The organism is Streptomyces yongxingensis, assembly GCF_055597465.1.
In genome coordinates this window covers 3,997,737-4,015,711 of record NZ_CM145717.1, presented here as the reverse complement: position 1 = coordinate 4,015,711, position 17,975 = coordinate 3,997,737, and the positions used below count along the sequence as shown (strand labels likewise).

Sequence of the window (17,975 nt, the reverse complement as noted above, 5' to 3'; positions counted from 1 at the left end):
GCTTGCGAGCGCAGTCGATCAGCGTCCGTCCATGTAACCGGTTGCCACGCGCGTTGGGGAAGACGCGTGCGCGGGTCGCTCCTTGCGCCGTTCCCCTACGGCGTCTGCGGGGCGATCGTCACCGGCTGGTCGTTCCGCAACTGGTCGAAGAGGCGCCGCGCCTGTGTCACGTTCCACTGCACGGCGCTGCCCTTGGAGGTGCGGAGGTTGGTGTTGGACACCGGGACGTTGAGCTGCTTGCCGTTGCCCGAGGTGACGCCCTTCATCGCCTCGAAGAGGGACATCAGGGTGGGCAGGCCCATGTCCTTGTCCACGATGAGGGTGTCGAGCCCCGCGCGCACGGTCGGGAAGGCGGCGAACGGGTTGGCCAGGACGCCGGGCGTGGCGGCCTTGTCGGCGAGCGCGGCCAGGAACTTCTGCTGGTTCTGGGTGCGGCCCAGATCCCCCTTGGCCTCCTGCTTGCGCTGGCGGACGAAGGCGAGCGCCTTCGCGCCGTCGAGGGTGTGGCAGCCCTTCGTCAGGTCCAGCCCGGACTTGGGGTCCTTGATGTCCCGGTCCACACACATCCGTACCCCGCCGACCGCGTCCACGACGTCCACGAACCCGGAGAAGCCGATCTCCGCGTAGTGGTCGATGCGCAGCCCCGTGTTGCGCTCGATGGTCGAGACGAGCAGATCGGGGCCGCCCATCGAATAGGCCGCGTTCAGCTTGTTCTGGGACGGGTTGTAGCGCCTGCCGGTCTCGGGGCGGACGAAACCGGGGATGTTCACCCAGGAGTCGCGCGGAAGGCTCATCATCGTGGTGCCGTTGGCGCCGGTGTGCAGCACCATCATCGAGTCGGTGCGGCGGCCCTCGGCCGAGCCGGTGCGCAGGTTCTTCCTGGCCTCCTCCGAGAGGCCCTCCCGGCTGTCGGAGCCCACGATGAGGTAGTTGGTGCCCTTGCCGGGCGGCGGGCGGTCCGGTGCCCTGCCGAGGTCGACCTCGCGGTTGAGCTGGGTGTCGGCCCAGACGTAGGCGCTGCCGGAGGCGAGAAGCAGTGCGGAGACCGCCACGATGGCCAGCCGGACGATCCGGCGGCGCCGGCTGAGCGGCTCCTTGGGGGCGCGGCGCCGGACGGTGGGGGTGGGCACGGGTGGGGGTACGGGCTCGGGGGCGCGGCTCTCGTCGCCCGTCCGGTAGGGGGCCGGTTTGGTGGGCACGCCGTGGGGCGCGTGGACGCCATGGGGCGCGGGGACACCCGGTGGCGCGGACGGCCCCTGCGCGAAGAGGCCCTGCGGCCCCTGCGCGGGCACGCCCTGGGGCCCCTGCGCGGGGATCCCCTGGCCCTCCTGCACGGGGATGCTCTGCGTGTCCGCCGTGGAGATCTCCCAGGCCCGCGCCGACGGCCGGTCCCCGGCGGCCCACCCGTCCAACCGATCGCTCATGGGCGGCAGTCTGCCGAGCGGCCGGAGGCGCCCGCCGTCCATTCATAGAGGTATGACAACTTCGGCGCCGCGTTGAACGCGGACCCGGTCGCCGTACGTCACCTCGCCGTACGTCACCTCGATGTCAGGCTCCGGTGCGCGGGTGCCCCGCCGAGCGCCTGGGCGGCCGTCCCGGAGCGCTGGATGCGGTGCCACCGCAGCCGCGTCCCGAGCAGGAGGGCGACCACGGACTGGATGACCACCAGATACATCAACTGCCGGTAGACGAAGAGCTGGAAGGGCAGGGACCACAGCGCCCGCATCCGCTCACCGTCCAGCCGCAGCGCGTATCCGGCGCAGACCATCTGGATGCCGAGATAGCCGAACCACACCCCGGCCGCCTGCGCCGGGTCGAGGAAGAGCGCGCCGTACAGGGCGAAGAGGTCGATCACCGGCGCCAGCAGCGGCAGCAGCACCTGGAAGAGCGTGAGATAGCTGAGCCCCCGGCGGCCGAACCGCCCCACCGAGCCCAGCGAGACCACCGCGCGGCGGTGCTTCCACATGGCCTGGAGCGTGCCGTACCCCCAGCGGTACCGCTGCCGCCACAGCTGGCGCAGCGAGGTGGGCACCTCGGTCCAGGCGACGGCGGTCTCCTCGTACACCACGCGCCAGCCCGCCCGCCACAGCGCCATGGTGAGGTCGGTGTCCTCGGCGAGGGTGTCCTCGCTGACCCCGCCGACGCCCATCACCGCGTCGCGCCGGAAGGCCCCGATGGCGCCGGGCACGGTCGGCATGCACTCCAGCACCTCGAACATCCGGCGGTCGAGGTTGAATCCGAAGACGTACTCCAGGTGCTGCCACCTGCCCAGCAGGCTGCGCCGGTTGCCCACCTTGGTGTTGCCGCTGACCGCGCCGATGGCCGGGTGGGCGAGCGGCTGGATGAGCTGGTGGATGGCGTCCGGTTCGAAGACGGTGTCGGCGTCGACCATCACCACGATGTCGTGCTTGGTGTGCGCCAGCCCGGTGTTGAGGGCGGCTGCCTTGCCCGCGTTGGGCTGGCGGACCACCAGCACCCGGCGGTCGTTGACGCTCGCGGCGATATCGGCCGTACGGTCCGTCGAGCCGTCGTCGATCACGATCACTTGCAGCCGCTGATGGGTGGAGGCGAGCAGCGAGCGGATGGTGGCCTCGATGCCCGCCTCTTCGTTGTACGCGGGGATCAGCACCGTCACCGGCTCGTTGACCTGCTTCCCGGGCCGGAAGCGGGTGAGCCGCCGGACATGGGTGCGGGCGAACACCACCAGCATCAGCAGCCGCAGCACCCCCAGCGCCCCCGCGATCCCCAGCACCCACGTCATGGTGGACACGAAGCCCCGGCCGATGGCCGCGACCCAGATCAGCGCCTTGCCCTCCCAGCGCTCCAGGCCGGAGACCGGGACGTCGACCGGGGGCACGCCGAGCCCGCCGGTCACGGTGGTGAACTTCTTGGCGCGCGGGTCCTTGAGCAGCTTCTCCGTCTCCTGGTACGCGGTGTCCGTCTGGCTGAACTGCCGGACCAGCCCCTGCGAGGGCTTCTTGCCCGACCGGTCGGCGGCCACCAGCGCATAGCCCTCGGCGGCCACGCGCCGCGCCGCCTGCCACTCGTCGCCGCACAGCGTGTCCACATCGGTGGTCAGCGGCAGCCGCAGCAGCCTCGGCTGGACTCCCACGGACCCCGCCAGCGCCGACTCGGTGAGGGACAGCTCCATCCGGGAGCGGCTGGAGGAGGCCGTGCCCATGTCGGCGCCGGTGTAGGTGTTCGACCCGATCTCGTGGCCCTCGGCGCGGATCCGGCGTACGAGGTCGGGGTACTGGGCCGCCTTGGCGCCGGAGACGAAGAACGTGGCCCGCGCGTCGTACCGGCGCAACAGGTCCAGCAGGCGCGGGGTCTGGACGGGGTCGGGCCCGCCGTCGTAGGTCAGCGCCACCGTCCCGGCGGGCATGCCCACGGTCCGCACCTGGCCCCCGTTGATCTGCACCACCGGCCCGCCGTCGGCCAGCGCCCGGGGCACCGGGCTGGTGCACGGCCGCCGCGCCTTCGCCGCGTCGACCTCGTGGTTGGTCCAGCCCTGGAACATCAGCAGGCCGAACATGACCGGAAGGACGAGCAGAAGGAGCAGCCAGTGCGCGCGCGGATCACGGGCCGCCTTGTGCCGACCTCCCCGGGACGGGTGGTGTGGTTCCTGGCGTTTTTTCGACCGGTTGCCCTCAAACATGGTTGGTCGCACCGTAGTTGTCGGGTGCGGAAGGGGTCCGGTGAAGCAGCGTGAATGGATAAGAATTCCCGGGACGCTCCCCGCCGGGTGGCCGGATCGCGTAGTGGGCACGCGGAAGGCCCGCCTCCGCGGGGCGGCTCTGCTTGACTGACGCGATGACCTCTTCCGATGCGTCGGTCTTCGAGACCACCAGGCCCGCGTCCGCCGACTACCTCACCCGGTTCGCCGCGAGCGACGCCGGACGCGACTACAAGGCGCGGATGCTGGACGCCCTCGACCTCCGGGCCGGGCTGGCCGTCCTCGACGCGGGCTGCGGACCCGGCGCCGATCTCCCGGCCCTCGCGGCGGCGGTGGCCCCCGGCGGTACGGTCATCGGGATCGACCGCGACCAGGAGATGCTGGACGGGGCGGCGGCGCGCGGCGCCGCGCATCCGTGCGTCGAGCTGCGGCGGGCCGATGTCCACGCCCTGCCGCTGGACGATGCCGCGGTGGACCGCGCGCGCACCGACCGGGTGCTGCAGCATGTGGACGACCCGGCGCGGGCCCTCACCGAGTTCCACCGGGTCCTGCGTCCTGGCGGACGGCTGGTGATGGCCGAGCCCGACTGGGACACCCTCGCCGTCGACCACCCCGACCCGGCGCTCTCCCGCGCCTACACCCGCCACATCACCGAGCGGGTGATCCGCAACGCCACCATCGGCCGCGAGCTCGCCCGGCTCGCCACCGGTGCCGGGTTCCGGGTGCCGGAGGTCATCCCGGCCACTCAGGTATTCCGCGATGTCCGCGCGGCGGACCGGACCTTCGGATTCGAGCGCACCACCCGCCGTGCCGTCGAGGCGGGCTACCTCACCGAGGACCAGGCCGCCGAGTGGCTGCACCACCTCGCCCACGGCCCGTTCTTCGCCTCGGCGACGCTGTACGTGGTGGTGGCGGAGGCGTAGCCGGGCGGCCTCAGACGGGCCGGAACCAGGTGCCCAGGGCCTCGTGCAGACCGTCGTTCGTGGTGCCCTGCCAGGCGATGTAGCAGTCGGGGCGGAGCAGCAGGGCGGTGTCGAGGCCGGGGACGGTCGCGGTGTCGACGTGGGGTGACCAGGGGCCCGGGTCGAGGGTGCCGGTGGGGTCCAGGAGCAGGGGGCGGGCGGTGCGGGTCAGGTCGCGGAGGCCCGGGAGGTCCGGCGCCCAGTGGCCGACGAGGGGGCCGGTGGCCGGTCCCATGGCGTAGGTGATGTCCGCGCCGGAGAGCAGCCCCGCGAGGTGCCGCCGGGTCGTGGGCTGGTCCAGCAGTTCGCCGAACAGTTCGCGCAGCGCCGTCACATCGCCGCCCGGCCGGGTCAGCAGCGACTGCGCCTGGGTATGCATGGCGACCCGCCGCGCCGCCGGGTGCCGCTCCGACTCGTACGTGTCGAGCAGCCCCTCCGCCGCGTGGCCGCGCACCTCAGCGGCCAGCTTCCAGCCGAGGTTCACCGCGTCCTGCAGTCCCAGGTTGAGCCCCGGGCCGCCGATCGCCGAGTGCACGTGTGCGGCGTCGCCGAGCAGCAGGACGCGGTCCGCGCGGTACCGCTCGGCGATCCGGGTGTTGCCGCCGAACAGCCGCCGCATCAGATGCGGCCCCGGACCGGTCGGCGGGGCGACGGTGATGTCCGCGCCGAGCACCCGGCGGGCGCTGGCCCGCAGCTCGTCCAGCGATGCCTCGCCCTCGGCCGGCTGCCCCCATTCCACGGTGCTCAACGCCGGGTCGCGGCCCGGGAACGGCGCCCAGGTGATCAGCCCGTGCTCGGTCCGCAGATGCTGGAACGGTGGTATGACGCCGAAACCGGGCACGGTCAGGCCGCCGTCGGCACCGATGGCGTCCGGGTCCACGCTCACCTGCGCGGTGCGCGACACCGAGTCGTCCGTCGTCACACCGGGGAACGCGATCCCGGCGAGCTTGCGGACCGCGCTGCGCCCGCCGTCGGCGCCGACCACGAACTCCGCCTCGATCGGCTCCCGTTCGCGCAGCTCGACCGTCACCGACTTCTCGCCCTGCGTCAGGCCGATGACCTCATGCCCGCGCCGGATGTCGACGCCCAGCTCCGCCGCGCGCTCGGCGAGCATGGACTCGATCCGGCGCTGCGGCACCGGAAGGGTGTACAGCGGGTTGTCCGGCAGATCGCTCAGGTCGAGCGGGAATGCACCGAACGTGAAGCGGGGCGCCGGCTCAGGCGTGGTGTGCGGCGCGGCCAGCCGCTCGTACAGCCCGCGCCGGTCGAGCAGGCGCACGACCTGGCCCACCAGGCCGTTCGCGCGCTGGTTGTCGTCCGGTTCCGTCAGACGTTCCAGGACGACCGGGCGCACACCGGCCAGGGCGAGTTCGCAGGCGAGCATCAGGCCGTTGGGCCCCGCGCCTGCGATGACGACCTCGATCATGGATTCCCTTTCGGGTCAGGGGATAGGGGGCCTTACGGGGTGGACAGCCCCGCCGCGATCCGGGCGAGGGCGTCCGTGAGCAGGTCGCGCACCGGCACGGCCGGGTCGGTGCGGAGACTGTGCGCGATGGCGGTGTTGACCGCGCCCATGACCGCCGAAGCGACGAGGTGCGGGTACAGGTCCCGCTGCAGGTCGCTGCCGGTGCGTTCGGCGACGGCCGCCGCGATCTCGGCCTCGGCGACGGCCCCGGCCCGCGACATCTCACCCTGAAGAGCCGGTTCCGCGACCATCACCCGCACGCCCGCCGTCCACTGCGCCGCGTCGGCGACGGGCGGATGGGCGACCGCCTCCGCGTCCGGCGCGAACTGCCGCAGCACGGAGTCGGTGATCGCGTCCCACAGCGGCTCGCCCGGCCGTTCGCGCAACGCCTCCGCGACGCGCAGACAGCGGTCGAGGTGGCGGAAGACGATCGCCTCCGCCTTGCTCGAGAAGTAGTTGTTGAACGTACGCGGCGAGACCCCGGCGGCCTCGGCGATGTCCTCCACCTTGACCTTGTCGAACCCACGCTCCACGGTCAGCCGCACCGCGGCCCAGCTGAGCGCGGCGTGCGTCTGGGCCTTCTTCCGCTCTCGCAGTCCCATGCGGCGAGCGTAGCAAAACTTGCGCGACCCGCAAATATGCGGGGCGCGCAAATTTCAGGGTGACGTGGTCAGGTCCAGCTCGGCCCAGGTCCCCTTGCCGACGGTGCGTTCGCGGACGCCCCAACGGTCCGCGAGGGCGCGGACGATGAGCAGGCCGCGACCGTGCTTGTCGCGGGGCGACGGGCGGCGGGGCCGGGGGAGCCGTTCGCCCCGGGGGTCGGATACGGCGATCCGCAGGCGGGTTTTGATGAGCGTGACCTGTACGCGGAAGAGCCGCCCGGGTACGTGCCCGTGCCGAACGGCGTTGGTGGCCAGCTCGGACACGATGAGCGCCGTGTCGTCGGCGAGTGCGGGGTATCCCCAGTCGGCGATGAGTCGTGCGGCATGCTGGCGGGCCCTGGTCACGCTTATCGGTGTCGGGACGTAGTCGACGCGGCCCTCGTGGACGACGGGGTCGCTGGGGTCCGGGTTCCGGGGGTCTTGGGGCGCGAATGCCATCGCGTACCTCCAGTGGGCAGGGCAGGGCGGAGTGCGTCCGCCAACTGACGTCCCTGTGCGAGCGGTTCATTACGGACCGTAGCGCCGTGATGGTGATCGGTTCAACTCCACTGAGGAAAATTCAACCGATCTCGCTTGCGAGGCGCCTCGCTACGCTCCAGACTGGCGTCACATCACGGAGGTGAGGTGCACGGTGACAGAGGGTCAGTCCACCCAAGGGAACAGCACATCAAGCGTCTTGGGGAGGAGACTGGGCGCCGAGCTGATGAGCCTCCGGGCCAGGGCGGGCCTGACGCAGACGCACGCGGCGAAGGCGCTCAGCGCTTCGACGGGCAAGGTCGCGAAGATGGAGGGCGGGTGGGTCCCCATCCGGGACCCGGACATCCGCGCCCTGTGCGCGCTGTACGGGGCCAACGACCCCGCGACCGTCGGCGGGCTGCTGGAGCTGGCGCGCATCGACCGCGAACGCCGCAAGGCGAAGGGCTGGTGGAACGAGGCCGCGTTCACCGGCACCATGAAGGAGTACGTGCCGCTGGAGAATGCCGCCACCGCGATCAAGGCGTGGCAGGTTTCCTTCATTCCGGGCCTGCTCCAGACCGTTGGCTACGCTCGATCGGTGCGTCGAGCGACCGTGCCGGACGAGCTTCCGGACCGCGTGGAGGAGTTCGCCGCCTCCAGGGCCGCGCGGCAACGCAGGCTTTCAGGCGAGTCGCCACTCTCCCTCTGGGCCGTCATTCCGGAGGCGGCGCTGCGTATTCCCGGGGCCGAGCCCGCAATGGCGCGTGAGCAGTTGTCGAGTCTCCTCGACTGGGGAGAGCGGCCGAATGTCACCATCCAGGTACTCCCGTTCAGCGCCGGACTTGTCGCGAGTCTCACAGGCTCTTTCAACATCCTCTCGTTCGCGGAGCCCGGGGCCATGGACGTGGTCTACATGGAGCTACCGCTCTCCGAAACGTGGGTGGAGGGTGGCGATGGAGTCGCGCGGCACGCAAAACTGTTCGAGGAGACCGCGAGGATGGCTCTCCCCGAAGCCGAGTCCCGTACCTTCATCGGGACGCTGATCAAGAAACTGTGAGCTCATGACGACCTTCGACTTCCGCAAGTCGACCTACAGCAACGGAACGCAGGAGTGCGTCGAGGTGGCCATGAACGTGCCCGACGTCGTGGCCATACGTGACTCCAAGGACCCGGAGGGTCGAATACTCCGGTTCACCCCCGCCGCGTGGGCGGCCTTCCAGGCCGCCCACGTCGGCGGGCCTCAAGCGTGAGCGAGCCCGTGGTGTCTGCTTCCGTAGACACCACGGGCCATGGAGATATGTTCAGGTCACCACCAGATGGTGCAGGCGACATCCGGATAGTTGCTGGCCTTGCCGCAGGCCCGCATGAGGTTGCCCTTGTTGTTGAACGCGTCGGTGTGGTTGCTGCCGCCGGTGTTGATCTTGGTAACGCTGAGCTGGTTCCAGGTTCGGCCGCCGTCGTAGCTGCGGTCCACCCACACCAGGTCACCCGGGGAGCCGAAGATCCTGCCCCATGCGCATGTCCCGTTGTACCGCAGCTCGATGCCGCGGGAGTGGGTCGAGGCGGACGCGACCGTCCTGGCGTTGTTGGTGTTGCAGCCTTCGGCGGCCTGAGCCGGAGTCGCCGTCACCGCGGTGAGCATGGCTCCGGTGAGCCCCGCTGCGGCGATGGTCCCGAGGAGGGCGTTGCGCGTACCCATGACTGGTGTCCTTCCGGTTGTGTGAGTCGCTCATTCAGCGACATACCGGGTGTACCGCAAGCCCGCCGGGACCGGTCCCGCCCGATGTGGGTGGGTATGGCCTGAAGTCGCCGCTGTGACGTACCTCATGTGAACGCGACCGCCCCCGCGGACAGTTGAGGGTGTGAGCACTGACAGGGACATGAGCCGGGCGTCGGGCACCGGACCGTCGACGATCGCCACGGCGGCGGTGTGCGCCCTGCTGATCGCGGCCGTGCTGACGGGGGCCGCACTCACGGCACCCGGGTCCGGCCTCGGCGTACGGACGGAGGGCCCCGCCACCGCCGGGGGCGCCGCCGCCGGGGGCCCGGCCGGGTTCAGACCGTCACCGCCCCGTCTTGCCGAAGCGGGCGATCGCTTCCAGGGCCGCGACCCGCATCGTGGGACTGCCCGTGTGCCCCGAGTCGTCGATCACCTTCAGTTCCGCGTCCGGCCAGGCTTTGGACAGCTCCCACGCGCTCTGCAACGGACTGCCCAGGTCGAGTCGCCCGTGGATCAGCACCGCGGGGATGCCGGACAGCCGGTGTGCGTCGCGGAGGAGTTGTCCGTCCTCGAGCCACGCGTCATGGGAGAAGTAGTGGGCGCAGATCCGGACGAAGGCCATCAGCGCGTCGTCCGGCTTGTCGCTGTAGTAGCCCGGATGACCCAGTGCCTCGTGGGCGATGACGGCGTCCTCCCAGGCGCACCAGGCCCGCGCCGCCTCGACCCTGACCGACTCGTCCGGACTGTTCACCAGCCGGTCGTAGGCCGCGACGAGATCGCCGCCCCGTTCCGCCTCCGGCACCCCGTCGCGGAACGTCTCCCAGGCGCCGGGCAGCAGGCGTCCGACACCGTGGTAGAGCCAGTGGGTCTCCTCCGGCCGGGTCATGGTGACGCCCGCGATGACGATCTCGGAGACGCGCTCGGGGTAGCGCTCGGCATAGGCCAGGATCAGCGTTGAGCCCCAGGAGCCGCCGTAGAGGAGCCAGCGGTCGATGCCCAGGTGCTCGCGCAGTCGCTCCATATCGGCGATGAGGTGGTCGGTGGTGTTGTGATCGAGGCTGACGGACGGGTCGGAGGCGTGCGGCAGGCTTTCACCGCAGCCACGCTGGTCGAACAGGACGATCCGGAAGACCTCGGGATCGAACATCGCGCGCACGCCGCGGTGCCCACCGCTGCCGGGGCCGCCGTGCACGCACAAGGCCGCCTTCCCCTGGGGATTCCCGCTGGTCTCCCAGTAGATCCGGTTTCCGTCGCCGACCTCGAGGAGGCCGTGCGCGTACGGTTCGACGGGCGGGAACGGCTCGGCCACGGCGGTCTCCTCCTGAAGGCGCGAAAGGGCAACCTCGCGAGGCTAGGCGATGGCTGACGTGGCGTCACCTGATTTGTCCCCGGCTCGTGCGGCGGTCGCATGGGGCGCGACTCCGCCGCGTCAGACCTCCTCGCGCATCAGCCGCAGGTACACCACCGAGAACAGCGCCCCCACCACCAGCAACAGCAGCGCCACCGCCGTGCCGTAGCCGATCAGGGACTTGTTGAACGCCTGGTCGTACATGAAGACGGGGAGCGTCTGGCTGCGGTTTCCCGGGCCGCCTCGGGTCATCGCCCAGATGAGGCCGAACACCGAGAGCGTCTGCAACGTGTTCAGCATCAGATTGGTGCCGATGGAGCGGCGGATCATCGGCAGGGTGATGTGCCAGAAGCGGCCGAGGCCGCCGGCGCCGTCGACCTCCGCCGCCTCGGTGATCTCCTTGGGGATCTCCGACAGCGCGGCGGAGTAGACGAGCATCGAGAAGGCCGTGCCGCGCCACACGTTGGCGAAGGAGACGGCGAGGATGGGCAGGGTGTAGAGCCAGTTCTGGGACGGCAGGCCCAGCCAGTCCAGCAGGGCGTTGAGCGTGCCCTCGCGGCGGAAGAACGCGTACAGCAGGAAGCCCGCCACGATCTCGGGGACGACCCAGGCCGCGATGACGATCGAGCCCGTCAGCGTGCGCACCGGCCGGGAGGCGCGCTGCATCAGGGCGGCCAGGGCCAGGCCGAGGGTGTTCTGGCCGACGAAGGAGGAGAGGAGGGTGAAGACGAGGGTGAGGACGACGGCGTTGCGGAAGTCGTCGTCCCCGAAGGCGCGCTGGAAGTTGTCCAGGCCCACGAAGTCCGTGGAGGACGCGCCCGTGAGCTGCATATTGGTGAAGGCGATATAGACGCAGTAGGCGATCGGGCCACCGAGGAAGAGCAGCAGCATGACGGTGGCGGGGGCGAGCGGAAGCCAGCGCAGGGGGCGGCCGCGACGGGGACCCGGCCGGGCCGGGGTCTCCGCCGGGGCCGCCGCCACCTTGGTCGCGGTTGCCATCGGGGGGCGGCCCTCAGCCCTGGCCGCCCGCCGCCACCGTGGCGCCGTCGGCGATGGACTTGAGCTGGTCGTCGTACGATTTCGCGGCCTTCTCCGGTGAGGCGTCGCCCGTGGTCGCCGCCTCCATCGCCTCGCCGATCGCCGTGGACACCTGCGGATAGACGGGGGTGGTGGGGCGGTAGTGGGTGTACTTCACCAGGCCCGTGAAGAAGGTGATCCCGGGCATGGAGGAGGTGTACTTCGGGTCCTGCGCGACGTCCTTACGGACCGCGATCTGCGCGTCGACGATGTCCCAGGTGACCGCGTTGTCCTTGGTCTGGAGCTGCTCGATGAACTTCCAGGCCAGATCGGGGTTCTTGGACTTCGCGGTGATCGCCCACGTCCAGCCGCCGGACATGCTGACCTTGCCGGGCGCCTGGCCGTTCTGCGTGGGCATCGGGGCCTGGCCGAGGGTCTTGGACCACTCGGGCCAGGGCTTGCCGCCGGTCTTCAGCCAGTTCTGGCCGAGCCAGGAGCCGTCGAGGGCGATGGCCAGCTTGCCCTGGGGCAGCCATTCGCTGTAGACGGTGGTGCCGACGTTGGGGTCGAGGGCGTCGGAGATGTCCGGGCCCAGCTTCTCGGAGTAGACGGTCTTGAGGAAGCCGAGGGCGTCGCTGAACCCCTTGCCGCCGGTGACCCACTTCTTGGCGCCGGGGTCGTACAGCGGGTTCCCGCCCGCCTCGCCCGTGCCGTACAGCAGCATCTCGAAGCCCTGCATCACGGAGGTCTCGCCCGGGGCCTTGCCGGTGTAGACGTTGAGCGGGGTGACGCCGGGGACCTTCTTCTTGATCGTGCGCGCCGCCTCGAGGATCTCGTTCCAGTTCTTGGGGGACCAGTCGGCGGGCAGCCCGGCCTTGGCGAAGATCTCCTTGTTGAACCACAGGCCCCGGGTGTCGGTGCCGTCCGGGACGCCGTACGTCTTGCCGTCCTCGGCCTTGGCCGCGGCCTTCGCGGTGTCGACGAACTGGTCCCAGGTCTTCCACTTGGCCAGATAGTCGTCGAGGGGGCGCAGATAGCCGGCCTTGATGTCGGAGTTGATCCGGAAGGTGTCCTCGTAGACCAGGTCCGGGGCGGTCTTCGGGGACCGCATCATCTGCTGGACCTTGGTGGCGTAGTCGTTGTCCTGCGCCTGGATCGGGATCAGCTTGACCTTCTTGCCGGGGTTGGCCTTCTCGAACTGCTTCTTGACCTCGGCGAGATGGTTGTCCTTGAAGCGGATCTTGTTGTCGGTGGAGCGGTTGTAGGCGACCTTGACGGTGTCCGGGTCGCTGCCCGAACCGCCACCGCAGGCTGTGAGTCCTGCGGTGGCGGCGAGGGTGGCGGCGAGGATCAGTGGGGCGGTGGGGCGCACGGGCACGACCTCCTTGCTGGCCTCTGTGGGCTGCGGGCCGACCGTAAGGTCGGCTTCAACGGAAGGTCAATCCCCGTGACCTGGATGGTCACTTGATCGAACGCCGCCAGGTACGCGGACGAGTCCGGCCCGGGGTCAGCCGTTGTAGCCCGCGAGCGCCTTGGTGAAGTCGTACGTCCCCTGGTCGATCCCGCTGCACGCGTCCCCGTCCGTGCCGGAGCCGCACTTGCGGTCGCGGTTGAGCGACCAGAAGCTGACGCGCGCCAGGTGGTGGCTCTTGGCGTAGGAGACCATGTCCTTGAAGTTGTTCAGGGATATGGTCTCGCCCGCGACGTCGGTCTTGCCGTTCATCGAGGAGAAGCCGACCTTGCGGTAGGCGGCGTCGGAGGAGAGGCCGTACGCGCTCGCCACGGTGTTCTTCAGGCCGTCCACCGCGGACTTGGTGGCCGCCGCCATGTCGATCGATCCCTGGCCGAAGTCGAACGGCATGACCGCCCAGCCGTCCACGTCGAGCCCGGCGGTGGCACCGCGCTTGACCAGGTCTTTTCCGTTGGAGTCGGGGCCGGTCGTGGTGGTGCCGAAGGTGACGTACACCTTGATGCCGCTGTTCTTCTGCTTGACCGTCTTGAGCGCGTCGATCACGCGCTGGCGGACCGTCGCGTTCTCGAACTCGGTCGACTCGATGTCGATGTCGATCGACTTGAGCTTGTACGCGTCGATGACCTTCTGGTACGCCCCGGCGAGCGCGGAGGCGGAGGAGCACTTCTCGCCCAGCTTGTTACCGCTCCAGCCGCCGAAGGAGACGGTGACATCGCCGCCCGCCGAGCGGATGGAGTTGATCGTCGACTGGTCGTTGCCGCCGGTGAGCGCGCGGGAGCCGTCCCACTTGGGGGTGCAGCCGCCGTCGGACAGCATGAAGGCCATCGTGAACTGCTTGGTGCCGGTGGCCGACATGACGTCCGTGGCCTTGGGCGGCGAGCCCCAACCCAGGTAGAGGTAGGGGCCGTTGAGCCCGCTGGGGGCGGCGGCGGTGTGCGCCGCCCGGGGCGCCGCCTGGGCGGTGGCCGCCGTGGTGGCGCCCGCGGCGAGCAGGCCGATGGCGGCGGCGAGGGCGAGTCTGCGGTGCGTCGGCTTGGAAAGAGGCATGGCTGATGGAGCCTCCTGGTGGGGGGTGGGAGGAAGTCGAGCGAGGCTGAACCTAGCGAGGCGGCATGGCCGCGACAAGATGTCGGATAGGAAACTTTCCTATTGGGCGCGTGGGCGACTGGGAGGATGCGCCTCCCAGCAGGGAGCGAGTCGGTCGTAGTCCCGGTTCTGGCCGAAGGCGGACAATGGTCGCGGGGAAGACGCGGGGAATCGGCCGGCGCTCGACGGACCGCCCGTGTCCGCACCCCGCGCACGGCCCGGAGGCATCCGATGAACCACAAGCGCCCTGGAACGGGCCCGCTCACCGTGACGGTGTTCGTCTTCCCGGGGGTGCGGCTGCTCGATGTGACCGGTCCCATCGAGGTCTTCGCTTCGGCGAACGAGTTCGGCGGGCACTATCGGGTGCGGATCGCGTCCGAGGACGGGGCGGAGGTGATCACCTCCGCCGGGACCCGCCTCAGCGCCGACCTGCGGGTCGATGATCTACGTGAGCCGTCCGACGTTCTGGTGATCCCGGGCGGTCCGGAATGGGAAGCGCTGATCAAGGACGACGCGCTCTTGGACGTCGTCCGGCGACTGCATGAGAAGGCCCGCTGCACGGCATCGGTGTGCACCGGAGCGTTTCTGCTGGCAGCGGCCGGACTGCTGGACGGGCGTCGCGCCGCGACGCACTGGCGGCAGTCACAGCAGCTCGCCCTGCGTTTTCCCGCCGTGCGGGTCAAACCGGACGCCATCTTCGTGCGGGACGGGCGCATGATGACCTCGGCAGGGGTCAGCGCCGGTATCGACCTCTCCCTGGCGCTCGTCGAAGACCACTACGGTGCGGAGGTCGCTCGAGCGGTGGCCAAGGACATGGTCGTCTTCATGCAGCGACCGGGGAGCCAGTCCCAGTTCAGCGTCCGCTCCCAGGTCCCGCACTCCCGTCGGGACACCCTCCGCCGGGTGCTGGACGAGGTCGCCGAGAACCCCGGGGCCAACCACACACTGTCGGCCATGGCACGCAAGGCAGGCGTCAGCGTCCGTCATGTGACCCGGCTCTTCGACGAAGAGGTGGGAACCACCCCGGCCCGGTATGTGGAGCAGGTCCGGTTGGAGGCCGCCCAGGTGCTGCTGGAGACCGGCGACGACGCCATGGCGGTGGTGGCGCGGCGTACCGGGTTCGGCTCGCCGGAGTCGATGCGCAGAGCGTTCGTGCGGCACCTGGGTGTGACGCCGGGTGCCTACCGGACCAGCTTCCGCACGACCGGCGTGGGCACCAAGGATGCGGCGTCCGAAGCCGTCACGCCGTAGCCGAGGTGCGACGGGCCCCTTCTGCGGCGTGGCGGACTGCCCGGTCAGCGGAAGGCGGATGCCACGAGATCCCGCTGCTCACCGGCGTGCCGCCGGGCGGAGCCCACGGCCGGGGCCGGTGCCGGCGGTCGGCTGACGCATCCGACGGGACGTTTCGCCGACCGCCGCACCTGCGGCCCCACGAAGGTCCAGGCGCCTTGGTTCTCCGGCTCCTCCTGCACCCACCGCACCTCGGCGTCGGCGGGGAAACGGGCGAGTTCCGCGCCGAGCTCCCGCTCCGGGAACGGGTAGAGACGCTCCACGCGGACGATCGCGGTGTCCGACGGATTCGCGCTTCGCCGGTAGGCGTCCAGGTCGTAGAAGACCTTGCCCGAGCACACCAGCACCCGCCCGGTCCGGGTGGCATCGGCCGTCTCGTCCGGCAGGACCGCACGGAACGCGCCCGTGGTGAGCTCGGCCGGCGTGGAGGTGGCCGCCTTCGACCGCAGCATCGACTTCGGAGTGAACACGACCAGTGGCCTTCGGTGCCCGCGCTCGCCGAGCGCTTGCTGCCGGAGCAGATGGAAGTAGTTGCCGGGCAGGGAGGGCATGGCGACGCTCATGTTCCCCCGCGCACACAACTGGAGGAATCGCTCGACCCTGGCGGAGGAGTGGTCCGGTCCCTGCCCCTCCAAGCCGTGCGGCAGCAGCAGCGTCACCCCGGAGCGCTGCCCCCATTTCTGCTCGGATGACGCGATGTACTCGTCGACGACGGTCTGGGCACCGTTGGCGAAGTCGCCGAACTGCGCCTCCCACAGCACCAGGGCGGCGGGCCGTGCCAGGGAGTAGCCGTATTCGAAGGCCAGTGCCGCCAGTTCGGACAGCATCGAGTCGTAGGGTGCGAAATCCGCGGCCCGCCCGCCGAGGGAGCTCAGCGGTGTGTACTCCAGGCCGGTGCGCCGGTCGGTGAGCACGGCGTGCCGTTGCCCGAACGTGCCGCGGCGGGAATCCTGCCCGGCCAGCCGTACCGGAACCCCGTCCAGCAACAGGGAGCCGAGGGCGAGGGTTTCCGCGGTGGCCCAGTCGATCGTTCCCGCGTCCAGCATCGTGGCACGTCGGCGTAGCTGCGGCAGAACGCGGGGGTGCACGACGAAGTCTCGCGGCGGACTGGTCTGGGACGCGATGACGCGCCGGGCGGTCGCCTCAGTGATCGCGGTGGGTACGTGAGGGGCGGGCGCGTCCTCGGCGGCCCCGGCGATCTCGGCGTCCCCGGCGTCCTCGGCGTCCCCGGGAGTGATGCGTTCCGGGGAGCGGCCGGGCACCGACAGCGCCTGGGTCTCGACGAAGGCACGCTCAAGGCGTTCCCGGTAGTCCCGCAGGGCGCCCTCCACCTGCCGTTCGCTGATGTCCCCCCGGCGGACCAGCGCCTCGGCGTACAGCGTGCGCACCGAAGGTCTGGCGACGATGCGGTCGTACATCGCCGGCTGCGTGATGGAGGGATCGTCGACCTCGCTGTGGCCGTGGCGCCGGTAGCAGATCAGATCGATGACGACGTCCTTGTGGAACGCCTGCCGGTAGTCGAAGGCCAACCGTGCGATGCGGACGACGGCCTCGGGGTCGTCTCCGTTGACGTGGAAGATCGGGGCTTCGATGGTCCGTGCCACATCGGTGGCGTAGCCGCTCGTACGGCCGTGGGCGGGTGAGGTCGTGAAGCCGAGCTGGTTGTTGATGACGATGTGGACCGTCCCCCCGGTGCGGTAGCCGGGAAGCTGGGACATGTTCAGAGTCTCGCCGACCACGCCCTGACCGGCGAACGCGGCATCCCCGTGGACGACGACGGGCAGGACGGCGAAGGGGCCGCCACCGCCCGCGGCCACCTCCTGCTTGGCGCGGACCACCCCCTGGGCCACCGGCCCCACGATCTCCAGGTGCGAGGGGTTCGCCACCACGGAGACGGCGATGGTGCCGCCGTTCAGGGCGCGATAGGTACCCTCCGCACCGAGGTGGTACTTCACATCCCCGGATCCCTGGGCCGACCGGATGTCCACCGCGTCCTCGAACTCATGGAAGATCTCCGCGTAGGACTTGCCGACGATGTTGGCCAGAACATTGAGCCGGCCGCGGTGTGCCATACCGATGACGGCTTCCCTCACCCCGTCCTTGATGGAGCGGTGCAGCAAGGCGTCCAGCAGCACGATCGCGGACTCGCCGCCTTCGAGCGAATACCGTTTCTGGCCCACGTATTTGGTGTGCAGGAATGTCTCGAGGGCCTCCGCCGCGCCCAGCCGGTAGAGGATCTGCAATTGTTCGGCGCGGTCCGCCCCGGGGTGCGGCGATTCGATCCGCTGCTGGACCCAGCGACGTTCTTCGGAGCTTTGGATGTGCATGTACTGGGTGCCGACGGTCCGGCAGTAGGACTCCCGCAGGACCCGCAGAACATCGTGAAGGGACATGGTGACCCGCCCGGTGAAGCCGTCGACGGCGAACGTCCGCTCCAGGTCCTCCTCGCCGAGCCCGAATGCCGTGATGTCGAGCTCCGGGTGCGAGCCCCTCCGCTCCGCCGCGAGCGGGTCGGTATCGGCCATCAGATGTCCGCGCACCCGATACGCGTGGATGAGCGCCGCGACGCGGACCGCCTTGACCGCCGACTCGTCCGCGTCGTCACTCACCGCGCTCGTGTCGTCGCGCCCGGGCCGGTCCGTCGCGGTGGCGGGAGCGGCGAAGAAGTCCCTCCACGCCTGGTCGACCGAGCCCGGGTCGTGCAAATACCGGTCGTACTGCTCGTCCACAAGCCATTCGTTGAGGCCGAATTCCAGCCCATACGACTGCGTCATGCTGTCCACGCTAAAACAGTGGGAAAGGCGGCAAGGCATGTGAAGATG

The 17,975-nt window shown here is 70.2% G+C and carries 15 protein-coding genes and 1 pseudogene; 4 read left to right on the top strand and 12 right to left on the bottom strand.

Annotation, left to right across the window (positions count from 1 at the left end):
- Window positions 1–95 precede the first annotated feature (95 nt).
- Both ACZ6TD_RS16710 and ACZ6TD_RS16705 read right to left on the bottom strand, forming a co-directional pair.
- Window positions 96–1,424, bottom strand: a complete 1,329-nt coding sequence (locus ACZ6TD_RS16710) for an LCP family protein (protein WP_471354782.1) — start codon at window positions 1,422–1,424, stop codon at window positions 96–98.
- A gap of 113 nt (window positions 1,425–1,537) precedes the next feature.
- Window positions 1,538–3,658 (bottom strand): bifunctional polysaccharide deacetylase/glycosyltransferase family 2 protein, encoded by a 2,121-nt coding sequence (locus ACZ6TD_RS16705; RefSeq protein WP_471354780.1) that lies wholly within the window; start codon window positions 3,656–3,658, stop codon window positions 1,538–1,540.
- A gap of 155 nt (window positions 3,659–3,813) precedes the next feature.
- On the opposite strand from ACZ6TD_RS16705, the gene ACZ6TD_RS16700 reads away from it, so the two are divergent.
- Complete coding sequence (locus ACZ6TD_RS16700) at window positions 3,814–4,599, top strand: methyltransferase domain-containing protein (RefSeq protein ID WP_471354778.1); 786 nt, start codon at window positions 3,814–3,816, stop codon at window positions 4,597–4,599.
- Window positions 4,600–4,609: 10 nt separating this feature from the next.
- Here the strand turns inward: ACZ6TD_RS16700 and ACZ6TD_RS16695 are convergent, their stop codons facing one another.
- The 3 genes from ACZ6TD_RS16695 to ACZ6TD_RS16685 are packed head-to-tail and all read right to left on the bottom strand — an operon-like array spanning window position 4,610 to window position 7,203.
- Window positions 4,610–6,064 (bottom strand): FAD-dependent monooxygenase, encoded by a 1,455-nt coding sequence (locus ACZ6TD_RS16695; protein ID WP_471354776.1) that lies wholly within the window; start codon window positions 6,062–6,064, stop codon window positions 4,610–4,612.
- A 32-nt stretch (window positions 6,065–6,096) separates the two neighbouring features.
- Entirely contained in the window at window positions 6,097–6,705 is a 609-nt protein-coding gene (locus tag ACZ6TD_RS16690; RefSeq protein ID WP_471354775.1) for an acyl-CoA-like ligand-binding transcription factor, read from the bottom strand.
- 54 nt (window positions 6,706–6,759) lie between these two features.
- The gene (locus tag ACZ6TD_RS16685; RefSeq protein WP_471354773.1) at window positions 6,760–7,203 is read right to left on the bottom strand and encodes an ATP-binding protein; all 444 of its coding nucleotides are present in this window, start codon (window positions 7,201–7,203) and stop codon (window positions 6,760–6,762) included.
- A gap of 265 nt (window positions 7,204–7,468) precedes the next feature.
- Between ACZ6TD_RS16685 and ACZ6TD_RS16680 the strand changes: the two genes are divergently transcribed.
- Both ACZ6TD_RS16680 and ACZ6TD_RS16675 read left to right on the top strand, forming a co-directional pair.
- Entirely contained in the window at window positions 7,469–8,278 is an 810-nt protein-coding gene (locus ACZ6TD_RS16680) for a helix-turn-helix domain-containing protein (RefSeq protein WP_471354771.1), read from the top strand.
- A gap of 4 nt (window positions 8,279–8,282) precedes the next feature.
- The gene (locus ACZ6TD_RS16675) at window positions 8,283–8,471 is read left to right on the top strand and encodes a DUF397 domain-containing protein (RefSeq protein WP_471354769.1); all 189 of its coding nucleotides are present in this window, start codon (window positions 8,283–8,285) and stop codon (window positions 8,469–8,471) included.
- Window positions 8,472–8,527: 56 nt separating this feature from the next.
- Here ACZ6TD_RS16675 and ACZ6TD_RS16670 read toward each other — a convergent pair whose 3' ends face one another.
- The 5 genes from ACZ6TD_RS16670 to ACZ6TD_RS16650 form a co-directional block, all read right to left on the bottom strand.
- Window positions 8,528–8,920, bottom strand: coding sequence for a glycosyl hydrolase (locus ACZ6TD_RS16670; RefSeq protein ID WP_471354767.1), 393 nt, complete (start codon window positions 8,918–8,920; stop codon window positions 8,528–8,530).
- Between the two features lie 364 nt (window positions 8,921–9,284).
- Window positions 9,285–10,250, bottom strand: a complete 966-nt coding sequence (gene pip / locus ACZ6TD_RS16665) for a prolyl aminopeptidase (RefSeq protein WP_471354765.1) — start codon at window positions 10,248–10,250, stop codon at window positions 9,285–9,287.
- A 120-nt stretch (window positions 10,251–10,370) separates the two neighbouring features.
- Complete coding sequence (locus tag ACZ6TD_RS16660) at window positions 10,371–11,288, bottom strand: carbohydrate ABC transporter permease (protein ID WP_471354763.1); 918 nt, start codon at window positions 11,286–11,288, stop codon at window positions 10,371–10,373.
- Window positions 11,289–11,301: 13 nt separating this feature from the next.
- A complete protein-coding gene (locus ACZ6TD_RS16655; RefSeq protein WP_471354761.1) occupies window positions 11,302–12,678 on the bottom strand; it encodes an ABC transporter substrate-binding protein in 1,377 nt (458 codons plus the stop codon).
- A 135-nt stretch (window positions 12,679–12,813) separates the two neighbouring features.
- The gene (locus ACZ6TD_RS16650; protein ID WP_471354759.1) at window positions 12,814–13,824 is read right to left on the bottom strand and encodes a chitinase; all 1,011 of its coding nucleotides are present in this window, start codon (window positions 13,822–13,824) and stop codon (window positions 12,814–12,816) included.
- Window positions 13,825–14,094: 270 nt separating this feature from the next.
- On the opposite strand from ACZ6TD_RS16650, the gene ACZ6TD_RS16645 reads away from it, so the two are divergent.
- Entirely contained in the window at window positions 14,095–15,114 is a 1,020-nt protein-coding gene (locus tag ACZ6TD_RS16645) for a GlxA family transcriptional regulator (protein ID WP_471354757.1), read from the top strand.
- Between the two features lie 44 nt (window positions 15,115–15,158).
- On the opposite strand, the gene ACZ6TD_RS16640 is transcribed toward ACZ6TD_RS16645, so the two are convergent.
- Window positions 15,159–17,858, bottom strand: coding sequence for a multifunctional oxoglutarate decarboxylase/oxoglutarate dehydrogenase thiamine pyrophosphate-binding subunit/dihydrolipoyllysine-residue succinyltransferase subunit (locus tag ACZ6TD_RS16640; RefSeq protein ID WP_471357798.1), 2,700 nt, complete (start codon window positions 17,856–17,858; stop codon window positions 15,159–15,161).
- Window positions 17,853–17,927 (bottom strand): annotated as a pseudogene (locus ACZ6TD_RS16635) (hypothetical protein); the annotation flags it as partial. The gene ACZ6TD_RS16640 and the pseudogene ACZ6TD_RS16635, both read right to left, overlap by 6 nt.
- Window positions 17,928–17,975 lie beyond the last annotated feature (48 nt).

What these genes read in the sequence shown, in the direction of transcription:
- ACZ6TD_RS16710 (WP_471354782.1), bottom strand. Translation starts at nt 1,424, where the DNA reads ATGAGCGATCGGTTGGACGGGTGGGCCGCCGGGGACCGGCCGTCGGCG.
- ACZ6TD_RS16705 (WP_471354780.1), bottom strand. Translation starts at nt 3,658, where the DNA reads ATGTTTGAGGGCAACCGGTCGAAAAAACGCCAGGAACCACACCACCCG.
- ACZ6TD_RS16700 (WP_471354778.1), top strand. Translation starts at nt 3,814, where the DNA reads ATGACCTCTTCCGATGCGTCGGTCTTCGAGACCACCAGGCCCGCGTCC.
- ACZ6TD_RS16695 (WP_471354776.1), bottom strand. Translation starts at nt 6,064, where the DNA reads ATGATCGAGGTCGTCATCGCAGGCGCGGGGCCCAACGGCCTGATGCTC.
- ACZ6TD_RS16690 (WP_471354775.1), bottom strand. Translation starts at nt 6,705, where the DNA reads ATGGGACTGCGAGAGCGGAAGAAGGCCCAGACGCACGCCGCGCTCAGC.
- ACZ6TD_RS16685 (WP_471354773.1), bottom strand. Translation starts at nt 7,203, where the DNA reads ATGGCATTCGCGCCCCAAGACCCCCGGAACCCGGACCCCAGCGACCCC.
- ACZ6TD_RS16680 (WP_471354771.1), top strand. Translation starts at nt 7,469, where the DNA reads ATGAGCCTCCGGGCCAGGGCGGGCCTGACGCAGACGCACGCGGCGAAG.
- ACZ6TD_RS16675 (WP_471354769.1), top strand. Translation starts at nt 8,283, where the DNA reads ATGACGACCTTCGACTTCCGCAAGTCGACCTACAGCAACGGAACGCAG.
- ACZ6TD_RS16670 (WP_471354767.1), bottom strand. Translation starts at nt 8,920, where the DNA reads ATGGGTACGCGCAACGCCCTCCTCGGGACCATCGCCGCAGCGGGGCTC.
- ACZ6TD_RS16660 (WP_471354763.1), bottom strand. Translation starts at nt 11,288, where the DNA reads ATGGCAACCGCGACCAAGGTGGCGGCGGCCCCGGCGGAGACCCCGGCC.
- ACZ6TD_RS16650 (WP_471354759.1), bottom strand. Translation starts at nt 13,824, where the DNA reads ATGCCTCTTTCCAAGCCGACGCACCGCAGACTCGCCCTCGCCGCCGCC.
- ACZ6TD_RS16645 (WP_471354757.1), top strand. Translation starts at nt 14,095, where the DNA reads ATGAACCACAAGCGCCCTGGAACGGGCCCGCTCACCGTGACGGTGTTC.